This is a genomic window from Roseovarius litoreus, assembly GCF_900142765.1.
Taxonomy (GTDB): Bacteria; Pseudomonadota; Alphaproteobacteria; order Rhodobacterales; family Rhodobacteraceae; genus Roseovarius; species Roseovarius litoreus.
This window is the reverse complement of sequence record NZ_FRCB01000001.1, coordinates 744,369-763,296: the sequence shown is the minus strand read 5'-3', so window position 1 is coordinate 763,296 and position 18,928 is coordinate 744,369. Positions and strand designations below refer to the sequence as shown.

Genomic DNA, 18,928 nt, shown 5'->3' with positions numbered 1-18,928 from the left:
CCGGAGTCGATGCAGTGAGCAATATTCTCGTGACGGGCGGCGCCGGTTATATCGGCTCGCATGCCTGCAAGGCGCTCAAGGCGGCGGGCTTCACGCCCGTCACCTATGACAATCTGAGCACCGGTTGGGAACAGGCGGTGCGCTATGGCCCGTTCGAGCAGGGCGATCTGACAGACCGCGCGCGGCTGGATCAGGTCTTTGCCGCCTATCGGCCCGAGGCGGTCCTGCATTTCGCCGCACTGAGCCAGGTGGGCGAAAGCATGCGGGAACCGGGGCTCTACTGGCACAACAATGTCGCGGGATCGCTGTGCCTGTTCGAGGCGGCGGTGCAGGCGGGCTGTCTGAAGGTGGTGTTCTCGTCGACCTGTGCGACCTATGGCGACCAGGACAATGTGGTGCTGGATGAAACCAGCGACCGCAACCCGATTAACGCCTATGGCGGATCGAAGCGCGCGATCGAGGATATTCTGCGCGATTTCGAGGCGGCGCATGGGCTGCGCCACGTGATCTTCCGGTATTTCAACGTGGCGGGGGCCGATCCCGAGGCCGAAGTGGGAGAGTTTCACCAGCCCGAGACGCATCTGATTCCGCTGATCCTCGAGGCGATCGCAGGCAGGCGCGATGCGCTCACGATTTTCGGCACGGATTATGACACGCCGGACGGCACCTGCATCCGCGATTACGTGCATGTGATGGATCTGGTGGATGCCCATATTCTCGGGCTGAGATGGCTTCAGGATAACAGGCAAAGCCGCGTCTTCAACCTTGGCACCGGAAGCGGATTTTCGGTGCGTGAGGTGATTGACCGCGCCGAGGCGATCACCGGCAAGACAGTCCCGGTGATCGAAGGCATGAGGCGACCGGGGGACTGCACCAAGCTTGTGTCCGGATCGACCCGTGCGATGACCGAGTTGGGCTGGGCGCCCGAACGCTCGAGCCTTGACCGGATGATCGGCGATGCGTGGCGCTGGTATCAAACTGGACATTACACGAAATAGCACCGATTCTGTCGTCAGTCGGCGGATCACAGGCGGACGGGTATGGAGTGGTTGAGGCACGCTGGTATCGCCTATCGGCTGCGCTGGAAACGGCGGCGGCTGCTGTTTCGTGCCTGGCGCAAGCGGCATCAGCTGCGCGTGGTGGCCGACCGCACCGCCAGCATCGCGCCGGATGCGATCCTTGGGGCGGTGACCGTGCGCAACGAGATGGTGCGGCTGCCGCATTTTCTTGAGCATCATCGCAAGCTGGGGGTCGGTCATTTCCTGATGGTGGACAATGCCAGCGATGACGGCACCACCGAGTTTCTGGCGCAGCAACCCGACGTGTCGCTCTGGACGACGACGCATAGTTACAAGCTGTCGCGGTTCGGGATGGATTGGCTGACATGGCTGCAGATCCGCCACGCGCACGGGCATTGGTGTCTGACGCTGGATGCCGACGAGATCTTTATCTACCCCTATCACGACACAAGGCCGCTGCGGGCGCTGACGGACTGGCTTGATGCCAATGACAGGCAGTCCTTTGGCGCGCTCATGCTGGATATGTATCCCAAGGGTCGGTTGCAGGATCATCCCTATCGGCCCGGTGACGATCCGTTCACCGAGCTGTGCTGGTTCGATGCCGGAAATTACATGATCCAGAAGAAGCCCGATCTGCAGAATCTGTGGATACAGGGCGGCCCGCGCGCCCGGATGTTTTTTGCAGATCGACCAAGACGGGCGCCGACGATGGGCAAGATGCCCTTGGTCAAGTGGAACCGGCGCTATGCCTATGTCAGTTCGACCCATTCACTTTTGCCGCGACGGCTCAACCGGGTCTATGGCGAGGATGGCGACGAAAGACTGTCGGGTATCTTGCTGCACACCAAGTTCCTCAATGTCGTGGTCGAGAAATCCGCCGAGGAGAAAACCCGCCGCGAGCATTTCGCAAACAGCGATCTTTATGAGGCGTATTATGACAGCCTGATCGCCAATCCCGACCTGTGGTGCGAGGGATCGACCCGTTTCACCAGTTGGCGCCAGCTTGAGGCTTTGGGCCTTATGTCACGGGGGGAATGGGTTTGACTTTGTGTAATTATCCGAAAATAAGAGTAAATCTTTGGGAATATGTGCCGATTGAACATAAGAACGTGTTAACCGGGCAGTGGATACCAAGTGCTATGGTCTATAGCGGCGCGCAGAGGGGCATTGCTTGAATCCCTTGCAATCATATCGCATGCGCCTGAAGCGCAAGCGCGCCAAGCTGCGCGCGTGGCGCAGTCACTATTCTCTCAAGCAGGTGGCCGACCGCACGGATCGTATCGGACCGGGTGACATCCTGTTGTTTTCGACGTTTCGGGATGAATACGTGCGCCTTCCCTATTTCTTGAAATATTACCGGGATCTGGGCGTGTCGCATTTCCTGATGGTCGATAATGACAGCGACGATGGCGGGCGGGAATATCTGGCGGATCAGCCGGATGTTTCGATCTGGACCACCAAGGCCAGTTACAAGCGCGCGAGGTTCGGGGTGGACTGGCTGAACTGGTTGCAGGGCAAATATGGCCACGGTCACTGGACGCTTGTTGTCGATCCCGATGAATTCTTCGTCTACCCGTTTTGCGATACGCGGCCGATCAGGGCGCTGACCGACTGGCTGGATGTGTCGCAATTGCGGTCATTCGGGGCGATGTTGCTGGATATGTATCCCAAAGGGCGGATCGATGCGGTGCCGTATCGGCCCGGGCAAAATCCGATCGAGATCACCTCGTGGTTCGATCCGGGCAATTACATGATCGCCAAGAATAACGATTTCGGGAACCTGTGGATTCAGGGTGGTCCAAGGGCGCGCGTGTTTTTCCGGGATACGCCGAAAAAGGCGCCGGCGCTCAACAAGATCCCGCTTGTCAAATGGGACAGGCGCTATGCCTATGTCAGCTCGACCCATATGCTTTTGCCTCGTGGGCTGAACCAGACATACGACACGTTGGGCGGTGAAAAGGCCAGCGGCGTCCTGTTGCACGCGAAGTTTCTGGACACCTTTGCCGCCAAGGCCGAAGAGGAGCTGGCGCGAAACCAGCATTATGCGGCGAGCATCGAATACAAGGCGTATTACGACAACTTGCGCGACAATCCCGAGCTGTGGTGCAAATGGTCGGAAAAGTATATAAACTGGCGGCAACTGGAGATCCTTGGGCTGATGTCCAAGGGGAACTGGGCTTGAGGAAGGGCGGTTCTCGGTGAGCGTGGGTATCATAATGCTGGTCCACACGGCGTTCGACCGTGCCGAGCAGGTTGCACGGCACTGGGCGGCGAGCGGCTGTCCGATCGTGATCCATGCCGACAAATCCGTGCCTGCGAAAACCTATAACGCCTTCGTCAAATCGCTGTCCGATCTTCCGGATGTCAGGTTCTGCAAGCGGCATCGCTGTGAATGGGGCACATGGGGGCTGGTGGCCGCGACCCAGAGTGCCGCGCAGATCATGCTGGATGAATTCAAGGATGTGCGGCATGTCTATCTGGCGTCGGGCTCGTGCCTGCCGCTGCGCCCGGTGCAGGAGCTGATCGACTACCTGGCCGAGCGCCCGCAGACGGATTTCATCGAATCCGCGACGACCGCGGATGTGCCCTGGACCATCGGGGGTCTGGATCACGAGCGGTTCACACTGCGGTTTCCGTTTTCATGGCGCAAGAACAAGTATCTTTTTGACCGCTACGTCGCGCTGCAGCGCAGGTTGCGCTTCAAGAGGCGCATCCCGAATGGCATCGTGCCGCATATGGGCAGCCAATGGTGGTGTCTGACCCGGCAGACCCTGTCGGCGATCCTTTCGGACCCGGAAAGGCCGATCTATGACAGGTATTTCCGCCATGTCTGGATCCCCGACGAAAGCTATTTCCAGACGCTGGCGCGGCAGTATTCGTTGCAGATCGAAAGCCGGTCCCTGACGCTGTCGAAGTTCGATTACCAGGGCAAACCGCATATCTTCTATGACGATCACCTGCAGCTTTTGCGCCGGTCTGATTGCTTTGTGGCGCGCAAGATCTGGCCGTTCGCCAACCGGCTTTACGATGCCTTCCTGACCGATAGCGCCACGGCGATGAAACAGACCGAGCCGAACCCCGGCAAGATCGACCGCATCTTCGCCAAGGCGGTGGATCGGCGCACGCGCGGACGCCCCGGACTTTACATGCAAAGCCGGTTTCCGGTGGAGGGCCGCGAGAATGGTCTGACCTGCGCACAGTATTCGGTGTTCGAAGGCTTTGCCGACCTGTTCGAGAATTTCGAGCCATGGCTGGCGCGGGCGACGGGAACGCGGGTGCACGGGCATCTTTTCGCACCGGAGCGGGCCGAGTTTTCCGATGGTCAGACGGTGATGAATGGCGCGTTGAGCGACAGCGCGGCGCTGCGCGATTACAATCCGCGCGCCTTTTTCGCCAGTTTGATCTGGAACACACGCGGAGAGCGGCAGTGCTTCCAGATGGGGCCGCGCGACCATATCAAGAACATCGAATGGGATATCGCCAAGGATCCCAACGCGCAGATCTCGGTGATCACCGGGGCATGGGCCGTGCCGCTGTTCAAGTCGAACCAGAATTTCGGCGACATCCGGCAGGAGGCCGCGCGCCTGCAGCAGATCGAAAGCAAACATCTTGAGGTGCTGCGCTCTCCGTGGGCCAAGGCACGCATCCGCATCTGGACCATGGCGGAATTCATCGAGGCGCCGATGGAGCCACTGCAGACGATCATCGACGAGATCGGACAGCAAAACATGCGTGGCCTGTCGGAGGTGCCGAGGATGGCCGATCTGAACGGGTTCGGACAGTTCCTGCAGAACCTCAAGAACCAGGGGATGCATCCCTATCTGATGGGGGATTTCCCGGTGGCGCATGGACCGCATGAACCCCAACAGAACAAGCCGAAACCCTATCTGGTGCAATAACCCCGCATGACCGGCCCTTTTGATTACTTCGTGGTGTTCGCGGAAATGCGCACCGGCTCGAATTTTCTCGAGACGAATCTGAATGCGTTCGATGCGTTCGAGTGCCACGGAGAGGCGTTCAATCCGCATTTCATCGGTTATCCCAACCGGACCGAGATACTGGGCGTCACGCAGGCCATGCGCGATGCCGATCCCATGCGCCTGATCGAGACGATCAAGACGGACTCCAAAGGTCTGGGCGGGTTTCGGTTCTTTCACGATCACGACCGGCGCGTTCTGGATATCAGCCTGAACGATCCGCGCTGCGCCAAGATCGTGCTGACCCGGAATCCGGTGGACAGCTATGTGTCATGGAAGATCGCGCAGGCCACGGGGCAGTGGAAACTGACCAATGTCAAACGCCGCCGCGACAGCAAGGTGCGCTTCGATGTGGCCGAGTTCGACAAGCATGTGGCGCATCTTCAGTCGTTCCAGGTGTTCTTGCTGAACCGGCTTCAGGTGACCGGGCAGACGGCGTTCTATCTTGCTTATGAGGACCTTCAAAGCCTTGATGTGCTCAATGGCCTGGCGCGGTTTCTTGGCAGTGACGAACGGCTTGAGGCGCTTGACGAGTCCTTGAAAAAACAGAACCCCGGTGCGTTGGAGAGCAAGGTCTCGAATTTCGACGAGATGGAGCGCGCTTTGTCGGGGCAGGATCTGTTCAACCTGTCACGCACGCCGAATTTCGAACCGCGGCGCGGCGCGGCGGTGCCGGGCTATGTGACGGCTGCGCACGCACCTTTGCTTTACATGCCAGTGCGCTCGGGGCCCGAGGATGAGGTCTGTGCCTGGATGGCGGCATTGGATGATGTCGCGCCTGATACGCTGCCCACGCATCTGAACCAGAAAGCCTTGCGTCAGTGGAAACGGCGCAATGCCGGGCATCGCAGCTTTACCGTGCTGCGCCATCCGGTGGCCCGGGCGCATGACGCGTTCTGCAAAAGAATTTTGTCCACCGGGCCGGGGGCTTTTGCGGATATCCGCAAGACGCTGCGCAATTTCTACAAGGTACCCATTCCCGGCGGTGGGCCTGACGAGTCCTATGACCGTCGTGCCCATCGAGAGGCATTCGTAGGGTTTCTGAATTTCCTGCGGGCCAATCTGTCGAGCCAGACGAATATCCGGATCGACGCGCATTGGGCGTCACAGGTGGCGATCCTGCAGGGCATGGCCCAGTTCGGGATACCGGACATGGTGATCCGGGAGGCTGACATGGCAAAGCACCTAACCATGCTGGCAGGAGAGGTTGGATATGCGGCGGCCAAGCGGCCGCAGAAAGCGCCGGCCGACAGCCCGATTGCCTTGGCGGATATCTATGACGACGAGATCGAAGCGCTGGTGAGTGACATCTACCAGCGGGATTACGTGATGTTCGGCTTCGAGGCGTGGAGCGCCACGTAACCCGAGCGCGTCAGGCCGCCTGTGCCGATTGGGCCTCGGTCACGATGGTATAGAGCGTGGACGGGTCCATATTGGCGCGCAGCTTGGCACAGACCGACGGATCGCGCAGGGTGCGGGACACTAGAGCGAGCGCCTTGAGATGCTCGACGCCGGCATCGCGAGGTGCGAACAGGGCAAAGGCCAGATCGACCGGCTGACGATCGACGGAGTCGAAATCAACCGGCTTTTCCAGCAGCACCAGAGCGCCCACAACCTCGTCAAGATCATCGAGACGGGCATGGGGCAGGGCAACGCCGTTCCCCACGCCTGTCGGCCCAAGGCTTTCGCGTTCCTGCAACGCCTCAACCACCAATGACTGATTGAGATTGTACACGGATTCCGCAATGCCGCCCAGCTCGTGCAGGAGGCGTTTCTTGCTCGACACCGCAGACAGAACGCGGACCGCCTCGGGCTTGAGGATCATTTGAATATCCATCTATCGGCTCTCATTCGGGTTGGCTTGTACCGTCCCGATGCTCGTGTCTCTTAAGGGTCGATCCAGCCGATGTTGCCGTCTTCGCGGCGATACACGACATTCAATCCCTTGCTTCCCTCATTGCGGAAAACGAGGACCGGTGCGCCTGCCAGCTCCATTTGCATCACCGCTTCACCGACGGACAGGGACGGTATCTGCGTCTCCATCTCGGCGACGATGATCGGCTGGAGGCTGTCTGGCTCCGAATCCACATCTTCCCGTTCCGAGGCGAGGATATAAGAGGACGCGCCGGAAAGTTCAACCGGTTGCGGTCGATCCCTGTGGTGGTCCTTGAGGCGGCGCTTGTACCGGCGAAGTTGTTTTTCCATCTTTGCGCAGCATTGATCGAATGCGCTGTAGATTTCATGCGCATTGGCCTTGGCCTGCGCGGTCAGGCCTGTCGAGAGGTGGACAATGGTTTCGCAAGCGTATTCGCTGGCGTTCTTGGAAAATATCACATGCGCATCGGTCGGGCGTTCGGCGTATTTTGCCACGGCTTCGCCGAGTTCGGTCTTGACGTGTGTCTGAAGCGCTTCGCCCACGTCGATTTGCTTGCCACTGATTTGATAGCGCATCTTAGCTCCTTCATTTGACAATCCGAGAGACCCCATCCTGCGCCCTTGAGCGCCGATGCCTGTCACGTCCGGATGCGGGAAACAGACATCCCTCTGGCTTGTCCGATGCCGTCCCGCTGAAGCGGGAAACGACAGGGGAAAGGCGCAAAAAACCAAGATGTCATTCCTTGATTGAGGCGCTTTTGCCGGCACTTGTCAATGGAGATTAGAGAGGCCCGGCCCGATCTGCGGGTCGCTGCCGGGGCATCAGGAAATGCGGAAATTGTCCCCGAGATAGACGCGGCGCACGTTCTCGTTCTCGACGACTTCCTCAGGGGTTCCGGACATCAGAACCTTGCCGTCATGCAGGATATATGCGCGGTCCACGATTTCCAGCGTTTCGCGCACATTGTGGTCCGTGATCAGCACGCCGATGCCGCGTTTCTTGAGATCGGCCACAAGATGCCGGATGTCGCCGACCGAGATCGGATCGACCCCGGCAAAGGGTTCATCAAGCAGCAGATATTTCGGATGCGCGGCAAGGCAGCGCGCGATTTCGACCCGGCGCCGTTCACCGCCCGACAGGGCCAGCGCCGGTGCGCGGCGCAAATGTTCGATCGAGAACTCCGACAGAAGTTCCTCGAGCCGTTCGCGCCGCTTGTGGCGATCCGCCTCCGAGATGTCTAGAATGGCCAGGATGTTGTCTTCGACCGACAGCCCCCGGAAAATCGACATTTCCTGTGGCAGATAGCCGATACCCAGCTTGGCGCGCCGATACATCGGCAGGTTCGTCACTTCCTGCCCGTCGATCAGAACGTGGCCGCCTTCGGGCTGCACAAGCCCCGCAATGGCATAGAAGGTGGTGGTTTTCCCCGACCCGTTCGGACCGAGCAGCGCCACGACCTCGCCCTGACGGAGGGACATGGACACGTCGCGGATCACCATGCGCCGTTTGTAGCTTTTGCGAAGGTTGCGAACCTCGAGGCCCTTGCTCTCATGTGCGATATGAAGGTCGGGTTTCGGCAAGCGTCAGTCCTGCGGCTGCTGCTGTTGTGGCTGCAGCACTGTCTTGACCCGGCCCGTCATCTGGGCGGTGCCTGCGCGGGTGTCGACCACCATCTTGTCCGAGGTCAGGGTTTGCGGGCCTTGGACCAACAGAACCTCGCCTTCCATCTCGATCATGCCGGTATCGATGTTGTAATCGGCCTCGCGTGCCTCGGCGGCATCTTCGCCGCTGACAAGGGTGACGCCGCCGGTGGCATGCAGGCTTTCGATCCCGCTTTGATCCTGCTTGTAGATGACTTCGACCCGCGGCGCCCAGAGGCGCATCTCACCCTGACCGACGATGACATTGCCAGTGAAAATCGCGGTTCCGTCATTCTCGTTGACGTTGAGCACTTCGGACACGACCTCGACCGGCAGGTTGCTGTCCTGCTGGCTGTCGCCAAACGCGACCTGTGCGGATTGCGCATGGCCGACAGAGGGCAGTCCGGCCAGCAACAACGAAAAAACGAGGCACGAAAGACGGATCAAGAGTGCTATTCCCCAGAATTCTGTGGCTGGTATAGCAGTTTGACTCCGCCAGTGAAAAGCAAATGTGCATCACCAGTGTCCGGGTCCGAGGTGAGCAGCATGCGCGCGGCGTCGAGTTTGCCGGGTGGGCCTGTGCCCGAGACCGGCGCCAGGGACTCGGCATGGAGTGTGTCAAACCGGGATTCGAGTGTTTCGGTGGTCATGCGATAGCCCGTGCTGGTCGTCACCACGACATTGCCGATCAAGGTGGCGATGTACTCCTGCTGGAGCACCTCGGCGGAGTCCGAGGTGATGTCGATCACCTCGCCAGTGGTCAGCAACAGCTGCGCATCCACCACTTCGGCCAGAATGCGTTCGGGATTGGACAGATCCGGCCATGCGGTCCGGGCATTCACGATAACCTCATCGCCGCTATCGGTTACGCCGGCAAATGCCGGGTTGCTGGCCCCCTGTTCGCGGGCGCGCTTTTCGATGTCGATATTGCTGAACGGAATCGCATTGTTCGTGTCGATCGAGCGCGACAAGAGAAACAGGGTCGACAGCAACCCCAAAGCCGCGAGGGGCAGGATGATTTTCAGCCATGCCACCAGCTGCGAATGGAGGTTCCCCTGCCGCGCCATCGTCTAATGCGCGAAAATATCTATTTCGGGCCAGCCTGCCAGATCGAGCTTGGCCCTGGTCGGCAGGAAATCGAAACAGGCCTGGGCCATTTCGACGCGACCTTCGCGGGCCAGCATCCTGTTCAGTTCGTCGCGCAGCTGGTGCAGGTAGAGAACGTCTGACGCGGCATAGTCCAACTGTGCTTCGGTCAATTTCGGCGCGCCCCAGTCCGACGATTGCTGCTGCTTGGAGATATCCTTGTCGAGCAGTTCCTGCATCAGGTTCTTCAGCCCGTGGCGATCGGTGTAGGTCCGCACCAGCTTGCTTGCGATCTTGGTGCAATACACGGGCGCGGCCAGCGCACCGAAGGCGTTGAACATCGCGGCAATATCGAACCGGCCGAAATGGAACAGTTTGAGGATATCGGGGTTTTCCAGCAGGGCAGCCAGATTGGGCGCTTCGGTCTGACCCTTGTCGATCTGGACCAGATGGGCGTTGCCGTCTCCGCCGGACATCTGCACGACGCACAGCCTGTCGCGATGTGGATTGAGGCCCATCGTTTCGCAATCGATGGCGACGACAGGACCCAAGTCAAGGCCGTCAGGAAGATCGTTCTTGTAGAGATAAGTTGCCATGTTCATTCCCTTCGTGGAGGGAATGGTGCCCAGGAGAGGACTCGAACCTCCACGTCCATACGGACACTAGCACCTGAAGCTAGCGCGTCTACCATTCCGCCACCTGGGCAGGTGTCGTGAGGCCGCCGTTTAGACCCGTGACCATCGCGTGTCAACGGCGATTTTCATGGAACGCTGGCAATCCCCATATGCCCTTGTTCAAAACACTGCAGACCTTTAGGAAGATGGCAAATTCAAGCGGGAGTTCCTCAGATGTCGAAACTCGTGACGATCTATGGCGGATCGGGATTCGTTGGCCGCTATATCGCGCGGCGTCTGGCCAAGGCGGGCTGGCGGGTGCGCGTTGCGGTGCGGCGTCCGAACGAGGCCATGCATGTCAAACCTTATGGCGTGGTCGGGCAGGTGGAGCCGGTGTTCTGCAATATCCGTGACGACGCCAGCGTGCGCGCCGTGATGAATGGCGCAGATGCCGTGGTGAATTGCGTGGGCACCTTCGATCGCAAGGGGCGCAACAACTTTGATGCCGTCCAGCATCAGGGCGCGGCCCGCATCGCGCGGATCGCCGCCGAAGAGGGTGTTGCGCGGATGGTGCATATTTCGGCCATTGGCGCCGATCCCGATTCTGCCAGTGTTTACGCCCAGACCAAGGCCAAGGGCGAGCGAGCGATCCTGCAGGCGATGCCCGATGCCGTGATTCTGAGACCTTCGGTGATTTTTGGGCCGGAAGATGCATTCTTCAACCGGTTTGCGGGCATGACCCGGTTCAGCCCGGTTCTTCCGGTTGTCGGGGCCGAAACAAGGTTTCAGCCCGTCTATGTGGATGATGTGGCCCATGCGGCGGCGATGGCCGTCGAGGGCAAGGCCAGCCCCGGAATTTACGAGCTTGGCGGTCCGGATGTGAACACGTTCCGCGCGTTGATGGAAGAGATGCTCGGGGTGATCCGCCGCCGGCGGTTGATCGTGAACATTCCGTTTCGCGTGGCCGCGATCATGGCCGGCGCGATGGAGGTCGGCGAAACGTTGAGCCTTGGCCTTGTGCCGCCGCAGATCACCCGTGATCAGGTGCGCAGTCTTCGGGTCGATAACGTGGTGTCCGAGGGCGCGCGCGGCTTTGCCGATCTGGGGATCAAGCCCACCGCGACCGAAGCTGTTCTGCCCGATTACCTTTGGCGGTTCCGGCCCGCCGGGCAGTATGACGCGATCAAGGAATCCGCGAAGAACCTGCGCCCGCATTGAGCGGGACAGCCTGCGCTCTGCTGGTCACGTATAGGCGATGACCAGCAGGACAATGCCCAGAACGATGCGGTAGATCACATAAGGCGTATAGCTGACGCTGCGCAAAAGCCGCATCATCAGACTGAGCGCCAGAAGGGCCGCGACACAGGACAGCGCCGCCGCGATGAGGGCATCGCTCAGAATCGCGGTATCGGCCTTCAGGAGTGATTCAAAGCCAAGAAGAGCTCCGCTGGCCGCGATTGTCGGGATCGACATCAGCATCGCCAGCTTGGCCGAGTCGCTTCGGTTGTAACCCATGAAACGCGCGCCGGTGATCGTGATGCCCGCGCGCGACGTTCCGGGTATCAGGGCGACCGCCTGCCAGACGCCCATCACCATCGCATCCTGAAGGCACCAGTCACGATCGGTCTTGTGAGTCGCACCGGCCTGATCGGCCCAGTAAAGCAGCAGGCCGAAAAGCAGCATCGCCCAGCCGATCACCTTGATCGAGCGCATCTCGGCGTCCAGTCCGGTCATGTGAAGTACCAGCCCGAAGGCGACGACCGGGACAGAGGCGACGACCAGAAGCAGCGCAAGCCGCGCGCCCTCGGTATCGGTTTTGCCGGTCATCAGCCGAGGCACGCCAAGGATGGCACTGCGGATATCGGCCCAGAAATACATCATCACAGCGACCAGCGTGCCCACATGAACCGCCACATCGATGGTCTGGCCCTGATCCTCGAGCCCGGCGAGGTTCGGCAACAGAATCAGATGAGCAGAGGACGAAACCGGCAAAAACTCGGTCAGGCCCTGGATCACGGCGACAAGAAACAGGTGGAGTAATGGCATCGGCCAATTCCCGTGGGTCAATTGACACAACCTATAAACCATTGAGATTCAGAGGAAAGCGGGCTTTTAGGTCCGGATCGGAAATAAATTTCTGATAAATTGCCGCGGCGCAGCACTCGGAGTTGAGAATTATTTGATAATAGGTAACGTGTTATGACTTTTATTTTGTCTCGGCTTGGATTAGACATGCGCGACCGAGAAAAACCGGAGTTTCTGACGTGGCCAAGCAACCGATGCTGAAATTCGTGACCGTCGAACGTGACATGCCCGAAAAGCGGGCTGCCGAGGCGCGTCGTGAGGATTTTCATGAAATCTACGCGGAATACGCCGATGCGAAGGCCAAGGAGCAAGCCAGCCGGTGCAGCCAGTGCGGCGTGCCCTATTGTCAGAGCCATTGCCCGCTGCACAACAACATCCCCGACTGGCTGCGTCTTACGGCGGAGGGGCGGTTGCAGGAGGCTTATCAGGTCAGTCAGGCGACCAATACGTTTCCCGAGATTTGTGGACGCATCTGTCCGCAGGACCGGTTGTGCGAAGGCAATTGCGTGATCGAACAATCGGGGCATGGCACTGTGACGATCGGCGCCGTGGAGAAATACATTACCGATACAGCCTGGGAAGAAGGCTGGGTCGAGCCGATTGCGCCGGCACAGGAACGTGCTGATTCCGTTGGGATAATCGGCGCTGGCCCCGGTGGTCTGGCGGCGGCGGATGTGCTGCGCAGGGCTGGGGTGCAGGTGACGGTCTATGATCGCTATGACCGCGGTGGCGGGTTGCTGACCTATGGGATCCCCGGCTTCAAGCTGGAGAAGGATGTGGTCATGCGCCGGATGGAGCAGCTGGAGCAGGGCGGGGTCGAGTTCGTGCTCAACTGCGACGTGGGCAAGGACATCCAGTTCGAGGAAATTCGTAACAAACACAACGCGGTACTGATCGCGACGGGGGTCTACAAGAGCCGTGATCTTCAGGGTCCGGGGTCAGGTGCCAAGGGCATCGTGAAGGCGCTGGATTATCTGACGGCGAGCAACCGGCTGTGCTTTGGCGACAAGGTGCCGGAGATCGAAAGCGGCGAGTTGAATGCCGAAGGCAAACGAGTTGTTGTGATCGGTGGCGGTGATACCGCTATGGATTGTGTGCGTACGGCGATCCGGCAAGGGGCCACATCGGTCAAGTGCCTGTACAGGCGGGACCGCGAAAACATGCCGGGCAGTCAGCGCGAAGTGCAGAATGCCGAGGAAGAAGGTGTGGAATTTCTGTGGCTTAGCGCGCCCAAGGGCTTTGCGGGCGATCCCGTTACAGCGGTGAAAGTGCAGCAGATGCGGCTGGGCCAACCGGATGCAACCGGACGCCAGAGCCCCGAACCGATCGAGGGTGCGGAGCATGACGAGCCTGCAGATCTCGTGATCAAGGCGCTGGGCTTTGAGCCGGAAGAGCTGCCAACCCTTTGGAATCAGGAGGAATTGGAGGTCACGCGCTGGGGCACCATCAAGGCCGATTTCACCACGGGTCAGACCTCGATGCCGGGTGTTTTCGCGGTGGGCGACATCGTGCGCGGTGCGTCGCTGGTTGTCTGGGCGATCCGCGATGGGCGCGATTCCGCAGCGGCGATTCTGGATCATCTGAACGCCGCGCAATCGGTCGCAGCCGAGTGAGAGATGCGTAGGGTTCGTACGAATCCTACGCCGGTTTCGTACCAAAGGACGGCCCGTTTCGCCGATTTGTGTACACAACGGATTTGACGGCGCGCTGGCGCATGACAGGACAGGATACAGGGCAGCAGCCCTGACCCACCGGATGAAGGAAGGGTTAACGGAAATGACGAAGCTGGATCACAACTGGAAGGCCGAAGAAGAGGCCAAGCGCAACTGGCTGGCCGAGAACGGCATGTACAGCCAGGAGGAAGAGCATTCCTCGTGCGGGGTCGGTCTGGTGGTGTCGATTGACGGCAAGCCGAGCCGCAAGGTCGTGCAGGCCGGGATCGATGCGCTCAAGGCGATCTGGCATCGCGGTGCGGTGGATGCGGATGGCAAGACCGGCGATGGCGCGGGTATCCATGTGCAGATCCCGGTGCCGTTCTTCTATGACCAGATTCGCCGCACCGGGCATGAGCCGCACGAAGACAAGCTGATGGCGGTTGGTCAGGTGTTCCTGCCGCGCACCGATTTCAACGCGCAGGAAACCTGCCGGACGATCGTGGAAACCGAAGTGCTGCGCATGGGCCATCACATCTATGGCTGGCGGCATGTGCCGGTGGATGTGAACTGCCTTGGCGAAAAGGCCAATGCGACGCGGCCCGAAATCGAGCAGATCCTGATCTCGAACGCCAAGGGCATCGAGGAAGAGGAATTCGAGCGCGAACTTTACGTGATTCGCCGCCGGATCGAGAAGGCCGCGACGGCCGAGGGTATCGGCGAGATGTATATCGCCTCGCTGTCGTGCCGGAGCATCATCTACAAGGGGATGATGTTGGCGGAACAGGTGGCGGAGTTCTATCCCGACCTGCAGGATGAGCGTTTCAAATCGGCGTTCGCGATCTATCACCAGCGCTATTCGACGAACACCTTCCCGCAATGGTGGCTGGCGCAGCCGTTCCGGATGCTGGCCCATAACGGTGAGATCAACACGCTCAAGGGCAACGTCAACTGGATGAAGAGCCATGAGATCCGCATGGCCAGCAGCGCCTTTGGCGACATGGCCGAGGATATCAAGCCGATCATTCCGGGCGGGTCTTCGGATTCGGCGGCGCTTGATTCGGTGTTCGAGGTGCTGGTGCGTGCCGGGCGCAACGCGCCGATGGCCAAGACGATGCTGGTGCCGGAAAGCTGGTCGAAGCAGGCCGAGGAGCTGCCGCAGGCGTGGCGCGACATGTATTCCTACTGCAACTCGGTGATGGAGCCGTGGGATGGCCCCGCAGCCTTGGCGATGACCGATGGGCGCTGGGTCTGTGCCGGGCTGGACCGTAACGGGCTGCGCCCGATGCGGTATGTGGTGACGGGTGATGGTCTGGTGATCGCGGGTTCGGAGACCGGGATGGTTCCGATCGACGAGGCCACGGTAAAGGAAAAGGGCGCGCTTGGGCCAGGCCAGTTGCTGGCTGTCGATATGGTTGAGGGCAAGCTCTATCACGACACGGAGATCAAGGACAAACTGGCCCATGCACAGCCGTTCGGCGAATGGGTCGGCAAGATCAAGGATCTGGATGATGTGCTGGGCAGCGTAACGGAAAAGCCGCTGTTCACCGGGGGCGAGCTGCGCAAGCGGCAATATGCGGCCGGCTATTCGGTGGAAGAGATAGAGACGATCCTTGCGCCGATGGCCGAGGACGCGAAAGAGGCCGTGGCCAGCATGGGCGACGACACGCCAAGTGCCGTGCTGTCGACCAAGTATCGCCCGCTGAGCCATTATTTCCGGCAGAACTTCAGCCAGGTGACCAACCCGCCGATCGACAGTCTGCGCGAATACCGGGTCATGAGCCTCAAGACGCGGTTCGGGAACCTGAAGAACGTGTTGGACGAATCCAGCGCGCAGACCGAGATTCTGGTTCTGGAAAGCCCGTTCATCGGCAATGCGCAATGGTCCGAGCTGATGCGCGAGTTCGATGGTGACGTGACCGAGATCGATTGCTCGTTCGAGCCGGGCAAGGGCGCGCTGCAAGCCGGGCTGGAGCGGATCCGGGCCGAGGCCGAGGACGCCGTGCGCAGCGGATCGGGGCATATCCTGCTGACCGATCAGCATCTGAACGAAAACCGAGTCGGGATGCCGATGATCCTTGCGACCAGTGCGGTGCATTCGCATCTCACGCGCAAGGGGTTGCGGACCTTCTGTTCGCTCAACGTGCGGTCGGCGGAATGTATCGACCCGCATTATTTTGCCGTGCTGATCGGGGCGGGCGCCACCGTGGTCAACGCCTATCTGGCCGAGGACACGCTGGCGGACCGGATCGAGCGGGGGCTTCTGGATGGCACGCTCACCGAGGCTGTGGCGCGGTATCGCGAGGCGATCGATCTGGGTATTCTCAAGATCATGTCGAAGATGGGGATCTCGGTGATCTCGTCCTATCGCGGGGGTCTGAACTTCGAGGCGGTGGGTCTGAGCCGGGCGATGTGCAACGAGTATTTCCCCGGGCTGACCAGCCGGATCAGCGGGATCGGTGTGAGCGGGATCCAGGCCAAGCTGGAGGCGATCCACGCCGAGGCGTTCCGCGGCGGCAAGGATGTGCTGCCGATCGGTGGCTTCTACAAGATGCGCAAATCGGGCGAGACCCATGCCTGGGGCGCGCAGACGATGCACATGATGCAGATGGCCTGCAACAAGGCGTCCTATGCGCTGTGGCAGCAGTATTCCAAGGCGATGCAGGCGAACCCGCCGATCCATCTGCGCGATCTGATGGCGATCAAGCCGTTGGGCGAGCCTGTGCCTCTGGAGCAGGTGGAAAGCGTTACTGCGATCCGCAAGCGGTTTGTCACGCCGGGGATGAGCCTTGGCGCGCTGAGCCCCGAGGCGCACAAGACGCTGAACGTGGCGATGAACCGGATCGGGGCGCGCAGCGACAGTGGCGAGGGCGGGGAAGATCCCGCGCATTTCGTGCCGGAGCCGAATGGCGACAATCCGAGCGCCAAGATCAAGCAGGTGGCGTCGGGCCGGTTCGGGGTGACGGCGGAGTACCTCAACCAGTGCGAAGAGCTGGAAATCAAGGTGGCCCAGGGCGCCAAGCCCGGTGAGGGCGGCCAGTTGCCGGGGATGAAGGTCACCGCGCTGATTGCAAGGCTGCGGCATTCGACGCCGGGGGTGACGCTGATTTCGCCGCCGCCGCATCACGACATCTATTCGATCGAGGATCTGGCGCAGCTGATCTATGACCTCAAGCAGATCAATCCGCAGGTGAAGGTCTGTGTGAAGCTGGTGGCGCAGTCGGGTGTGGGCACGATCGCGGCGGGTGTCGCCAAGGCGAAGGCCGACGTGATCCTGATCTCGGGGCATAATGGCGGCACGGGGGCCAGCCCCGCGACGTCGATCAAATATGCCGGTCTGCCGTGGGAGATGGGCATCACCGAGGCGCATCAGGTTCTGAGCATGAACAAGCTGCGCGACCGGATCACGCTGCGGACCGATGGCGGGCTGCGCACGGGCCGGGATATCGTGATGGCGGCGATGATGGGGGCCGAGGAATACGGCATCGGCACCGCCGCCCTGATCGCGATGGGCTGTATCATGGTGCGTCAGTGCCAGTCGAACACCTGCCCGGTCGGTGTCTGTACGCAGGACGAGAGCCTGCGCGCCAAGTTCACCGGCAATGCCGACAAGGTGGTGAACCTGATCACCTTCTATGCGCAGGAAGTGCGGGAATTGCTGGCGAGCATCGGCGCGAGATCGCTGGATGAGGTGATTGGCCGGGCGGATCTCTTGACGCAGGTCAGCCGGGGGTCGGCGCATCTGGATGATCTGGATCTGAACCCGATGCTGATCACCGTGGATGGCGCCAAGGACATCACCTATGACCGCAACAAGCCGCGCAACCCGGTGCCCGATACGCTGGATGCCGAGATCGTGCGGGATGCGGCGCGGTTCCTGAACGACGGCGAGAAGATGCAGCTGCATTACGCGGTGCAGAACACGCATCGGACGGTGGGCACGCGGGTGTCGAGCCATATCGTGCGGAATTTCGGGATGCGCAACAGCCTGCAGCCCGATCACCTGACCGTCAAGCTGACGGGCAGCGCGGGGCAGAGCCTTGGGGCGTTTGCCGCGCCGGGTCTGAAGCTGGAAGTGTCGGGCGATGCCAATGACTATGTGGGCAAGGGCCTGTCGGGCGGCACGATCGTGGTGCGCCCGCCGATGGCCAGCCCGCTGGTTGCGGCTGAAAACACGATCATCGGCAACACCGTGCTGTACGGGGCGACGAACGGCTATCTTTTCGCCGCCGGACGCGCCGGGGAGCGGTTCGCGGTGCGGAACTCGGGCGCGAAAGTGGTGGTCGAGGGCTGCGGCAGCAACGGCTGTGAATACATGACCGGCGGTGTCGCGGTGATCCTTGGGCCGGTCGGGGCCAATTTCGGCGCCGGCATGACCGGCGGGATGGCGTATCTCTATGATCCCGAAGGGCTGGCCAACACGCTTATCAACATGGAAACGGTCGTCACCTGCCCGGTGAGCACGGATCACTGGATGGCGGAACTGGAAGCCCTGGTGCGCCGCCATGCCGAGGAAACCGGAAGCCGCAAGGCCAAGGACATCCTGCAATATTGGGATGTGGAAAAGGCCAACTTCCTGCAGGTCTGCCCGACCGAGATGCTCAACAAGCTGGAGCATCCGCTGGGGATCGAGGACACGGCTGTTCCGGCAGAGTGATCCGGGTTTGTGAATTGTGAAAAGGCCCCCTTGATCGGGGGCCTTTTTGATTGGGTGGCTTTGTTCTGTGGCAAAGAGCGTGCGTGTCGGCGGGCCGCGGTGCGGCGATCCTAGGGGTGCTCGAGGGCACTTTATCCCGGCCAAACCCGGACACCCGATGAGCGGCGCGCCCGGCTTTGCCAAATCGCCGTGCCGGGGGGCGGCCCGGCGATGCGCGGCGCCTGCGGCGCTATTCGCGCTGGCAAAGGGGCAAACCGGGCTCCAACCGATCATCGAGCTCTGAGCCAGTAGTGATCATTTACACCGCTTAAGACAAAGGCCT

General features: G+C 60.7%; 15 protein-coding genes and 1 tRNA gene. 8 read left to right on the top strand and 8 right to left on the bottom strand.

Going from position 1 to position 18,928, the window contains the following annotated elements; translation table 11 throughout:
* Positions 1–14 precede the first annotated feature (14 nt).
* The 5 genes from galE (at position 15) to F3H35_RS03670 (ending at position 6,358) form a co-directional block, all read left to right on the top strand.
* A complete protein-coding gene (galE, locus tag F3H35_RS03690; RefSeq protein WP_149778269.1) occupies positions 15–998 on the top strand; it encodes a UDP-glucose 4-epimerase GalE in 984 nt (327 codons plus the stop codon).
* A 42-nt stretch (positions 999–1,040) separates the two neighbouring features.
* Positions 1,041–2,063, top strand: a complete 1,023-nt coding sequence (locus F3H35_RS03685; RefSeq protein ID WP_149778268.1) for a glycosyltransferase family 2 protein — start codon at positions 1,041–1,043, stop codon at positions 2,061–2,063.
* A 151-nt stretch (positions 2,064–2,214) separates the two neighbouring features.
* Positions 2,215–3,201, top strand: coding sequence for a glycosyltransferase family 2 protein (locus F3H35_RS03680; protein WP_149778267.1), 987 nt, complete (start codon positions 2,215–2,217; stop codon positions 3,199–3,201).
* 16 nt (positions 3,202–3,217) lie between these two features.
* Positions 3,218–4,918, top strand: a complete 1,701-nt coding sequence (locus F3H35_RS03675) for a DUF5927 domain-containing protein (RefSeq protein ID WP_149778266.1) — start codon at positions 3,218–3,220, stop codon at positions 4,916–4,918.
* Positions 4,919–4,924: 6 nt separating this feature from the next.
* On the top strand, positions 4,925–6,358 hold the full coding sequence (locus F3H35_RS03670) for a sulfotransferase family 2 domain-containing protein (RefSeq protein ID WP_149778265.1): 1,434 nt from the start codon (positions 4,925–4,927) through the stop codon (positions 6,356–6,358).
* Positions 6,359–6,368: 10 nt separating this feature from the next.
* On the opposite strand, the gene F3H35_RS03665 is transcribed toward F3H35_RS03670, so the two are convergent.
* The 7 genes from F3H35_RS03665 to F3H35_RS03635 all read right to left on the bottom strand — a co-directional run bounded on the left by F3H35_RS03665 (position 6,369) and on the right by F3H35_RS03635 (position 10,303).
* Positions 6,369–6,833: a PTS sugar transporter subunit IIA gene (locus tag F3H35_RS03665; RefSeq protein ID WP_149778264.1), complete on the bottom strand. Its 465-nt coding sequence runs from the start codon at positions 6,831–6,833 to the stop codon at positions 6,369–6,371.
* Positions 6,834–6,883: 50 nt separating this feature from the next.
* Entirely contained in the window at positions 6,884–7,447 is a 564-nt protein-coding gene (gene hpf / locus F3H35_RS03660; protein ID WP_007811900.1) for a ribosome hibernation-promoting factor, HPF/YfiA family, read from the bottom strand.
* A 246-nt stretch (positions 7,448–7,693) separates the two neighbouring features.
* Positions 7,694–8,452, bottom strand: coding sequence for an LPS export ABC transporter ATP-binding protein (gene lptB / locus F3H35_RS03655; protein WP_149778263.1), 759 nt, complete (start codon positions 8,450–8,452; stop codon positions 7,694–7,696).
* A gap of 3 nt (positions 8,453–8,455) precedes the next feature.
* Positions 8,456–8,959 carry an LptA/OstA family protein gene (locus F3H35_RS03650; protein WP_149778262.1) on the bottom strand — a complete coding sequence of 168 codons (504 nt, stop codon included), beginning with the start codon at positions 8,957–8,959 and terminating at the stop codon, positions 8,456–8,458.
* Positions 8,960–8,964: 5 nt separating this feature from the next.
* Positions 8,965–9,579, bottom strand: a complete 615-nt coding sequence (lptC, locus tag F3H35_RS03645) for an LPS export ABC transporter periplasmic protein LptC (RefSeq protein ID WP_149778261.1) — start codon at positions 9,577–9,579, stop codon at positions 8,965–8,967.
* A 3-nt stretch (positions 9,580–9,582) separates the two neighbouring features.
* On the bottom strand, positions 9,583–10,194 hold the full coding sequence (locus F3H35_RS03640) for a ribonuclease D (protein ID WP_149778260.1): 612 nt from the start codon (positions 10,192–10,194) through the stop codon (positions 9,583–9,585).
* Positions 10,195–10,217: 23 nt separating this feature from the next.
* Positions 10,218–10,303 (bottom strand) — tRNA-Leu (locus F3H35_RS03635).
* Positions 10,304–10,446: 143 nt separating this feature from the next.
* On the opposite strand from F3H35_RS03635, the gene F3H35_RS03630 reads away from it, so the two are divergent.
* Positions 10,447–11,430 carry a complex I NDUFA9 subunit family protein gene (locus F3H35_RS03630; RefSeq protein WP_149778259.1) on the top strand — a complete coding sequence of 328 codons (984 nt, stop codon included), beginning with the start codon at positions 10,447–10,449 and terminating at the stop codon, positions 11,428–11,430.
* 24 nt (positions 11,431–11,454) lie between these two features.
* Here the strand turns inward: F3H35_RS03630 and F3H35_RS03625 are convergent, their stop codons facing one another.
* The gene (locus F3H35_RS03625) at positions 11,455–12,258 is read right to left on the bottom strand and encodes an undecaprenyl-diphosphate phosphatase (protein ID WP_149778258.1); all 804 of its coding nucleotides are present in this window, start codon (positions 12,256–12,258) and stop codon (positions 11,455–11,457) included.
* Positions 12,259–12,476: 218 nt separating this feature from the next.
* Between F3H35_RS03625 and F3H35_RS03620 the strand changes: the two genes are divergently transcribed.
* Both F3H35_RS03620 and gltB read left to right on the top strand, forming a co-directional pair.
* Positions 12,477–13,910 carry an NAD(P)-dependent oxidoreductase gene (locus F3H35_RS03620; RefSeq protein ID WP_188129848.1) on the top strand — a complete coding sequence of 478 codons (1,434 nt, stop codon included), beginning with the start codon at positions 12,477–12,479 and terminating at the stop codon, positions 13,908–13,910.
* 163 nt (positions 13,911–14,073) lie between these two features.
* Positions 14,074–18,606: a glutamate synthase large subunit gene (gene gltB, locus F3H35_RS03615; RefSeq protein ID WP_149778257.1), complete on the top strand. Its 4,533-nt coding sequence runs from the start codon at positions 14,074–14,076 to the stop codon at positions 18,604–18,606.
* Positions 18,607–18,928 lie beyond the last annotated feature (322 nt).

Excerpts from the sequence above, each read along its gene's own strand:
- gltB (WP_149778257.1), top strand. The coding sequence starts at position 14,074 with ATGACGAAGCTGGATCACAACTGGAAGGCCGAAGAAGAGGCCAAGCGC.
- F3H35_RS03680 (WP_149778267.1), top strand. The coding sequence starts at position 2,215 with ATGCGCCTGAAGCGCAAGCGCGCCAAGCTGCGCGCGTGGCGCAGTCAC.
- hpf (WP_007811900.1), bottom strand. The coding sequence starts at position 7,447 with ATGCGCTATCAAATCAGTGGCAAGCAAATCGACGTGGGCGAAGCGCTT.
- F3H35_RS03625 (WP_149778258.1), bottom strand. The coding sequence starts at position 12,258 with ATGCCATTACTCCACCTGTTTCTTGTCGCCGTGATCCAGGGCCTGACC.
- F3H35_RS03630 (WP_149778259.1), top strand. The coding sequence starts at position 10,447 with ATGTCGAAACTCGTGACGATCTATGGCGGATCGGGATTCGTTGGCCGC.
- F3H35_RS03640 (WP_149778260.1), bottom strand. The coding sequence starts at position 10,194 with ATGGCAACTTATCTCTACAAGAACGATCTTCCTGACGGCCTTGACTTG.
- F3H35_RS03670 (WP_149778265.1), top strand. The coding sequence starts at position 4,925 with ATGACCGGCCCTTTTGATTACTTCGTGGTGTTCGCGGAAATGCGCACC.
- lptC (WP_149778261.1), bottom strand. The coding sequence starts at position 9,579 with ATGGCGCGGCAGGGGAACCTCCATTCGCAGCTGGTGGCATGGCTGAAA.
- F3H35_RS03685 (WP_149778268.1), top strand. The coding sequence starts at position 1,041 with ATGGAGTGGTTGAGGCACGCTGGTATCGCCTATCGGCTGCGCTGGAAA.
- F3H35_RS03665 (WP_149778264.1), bottom strand. The coding sequence starts at position 6,833 with ATGGATATTCAAATGATCCTCAAGCCCGAGGCGGTCCGCGTTCTGTCT.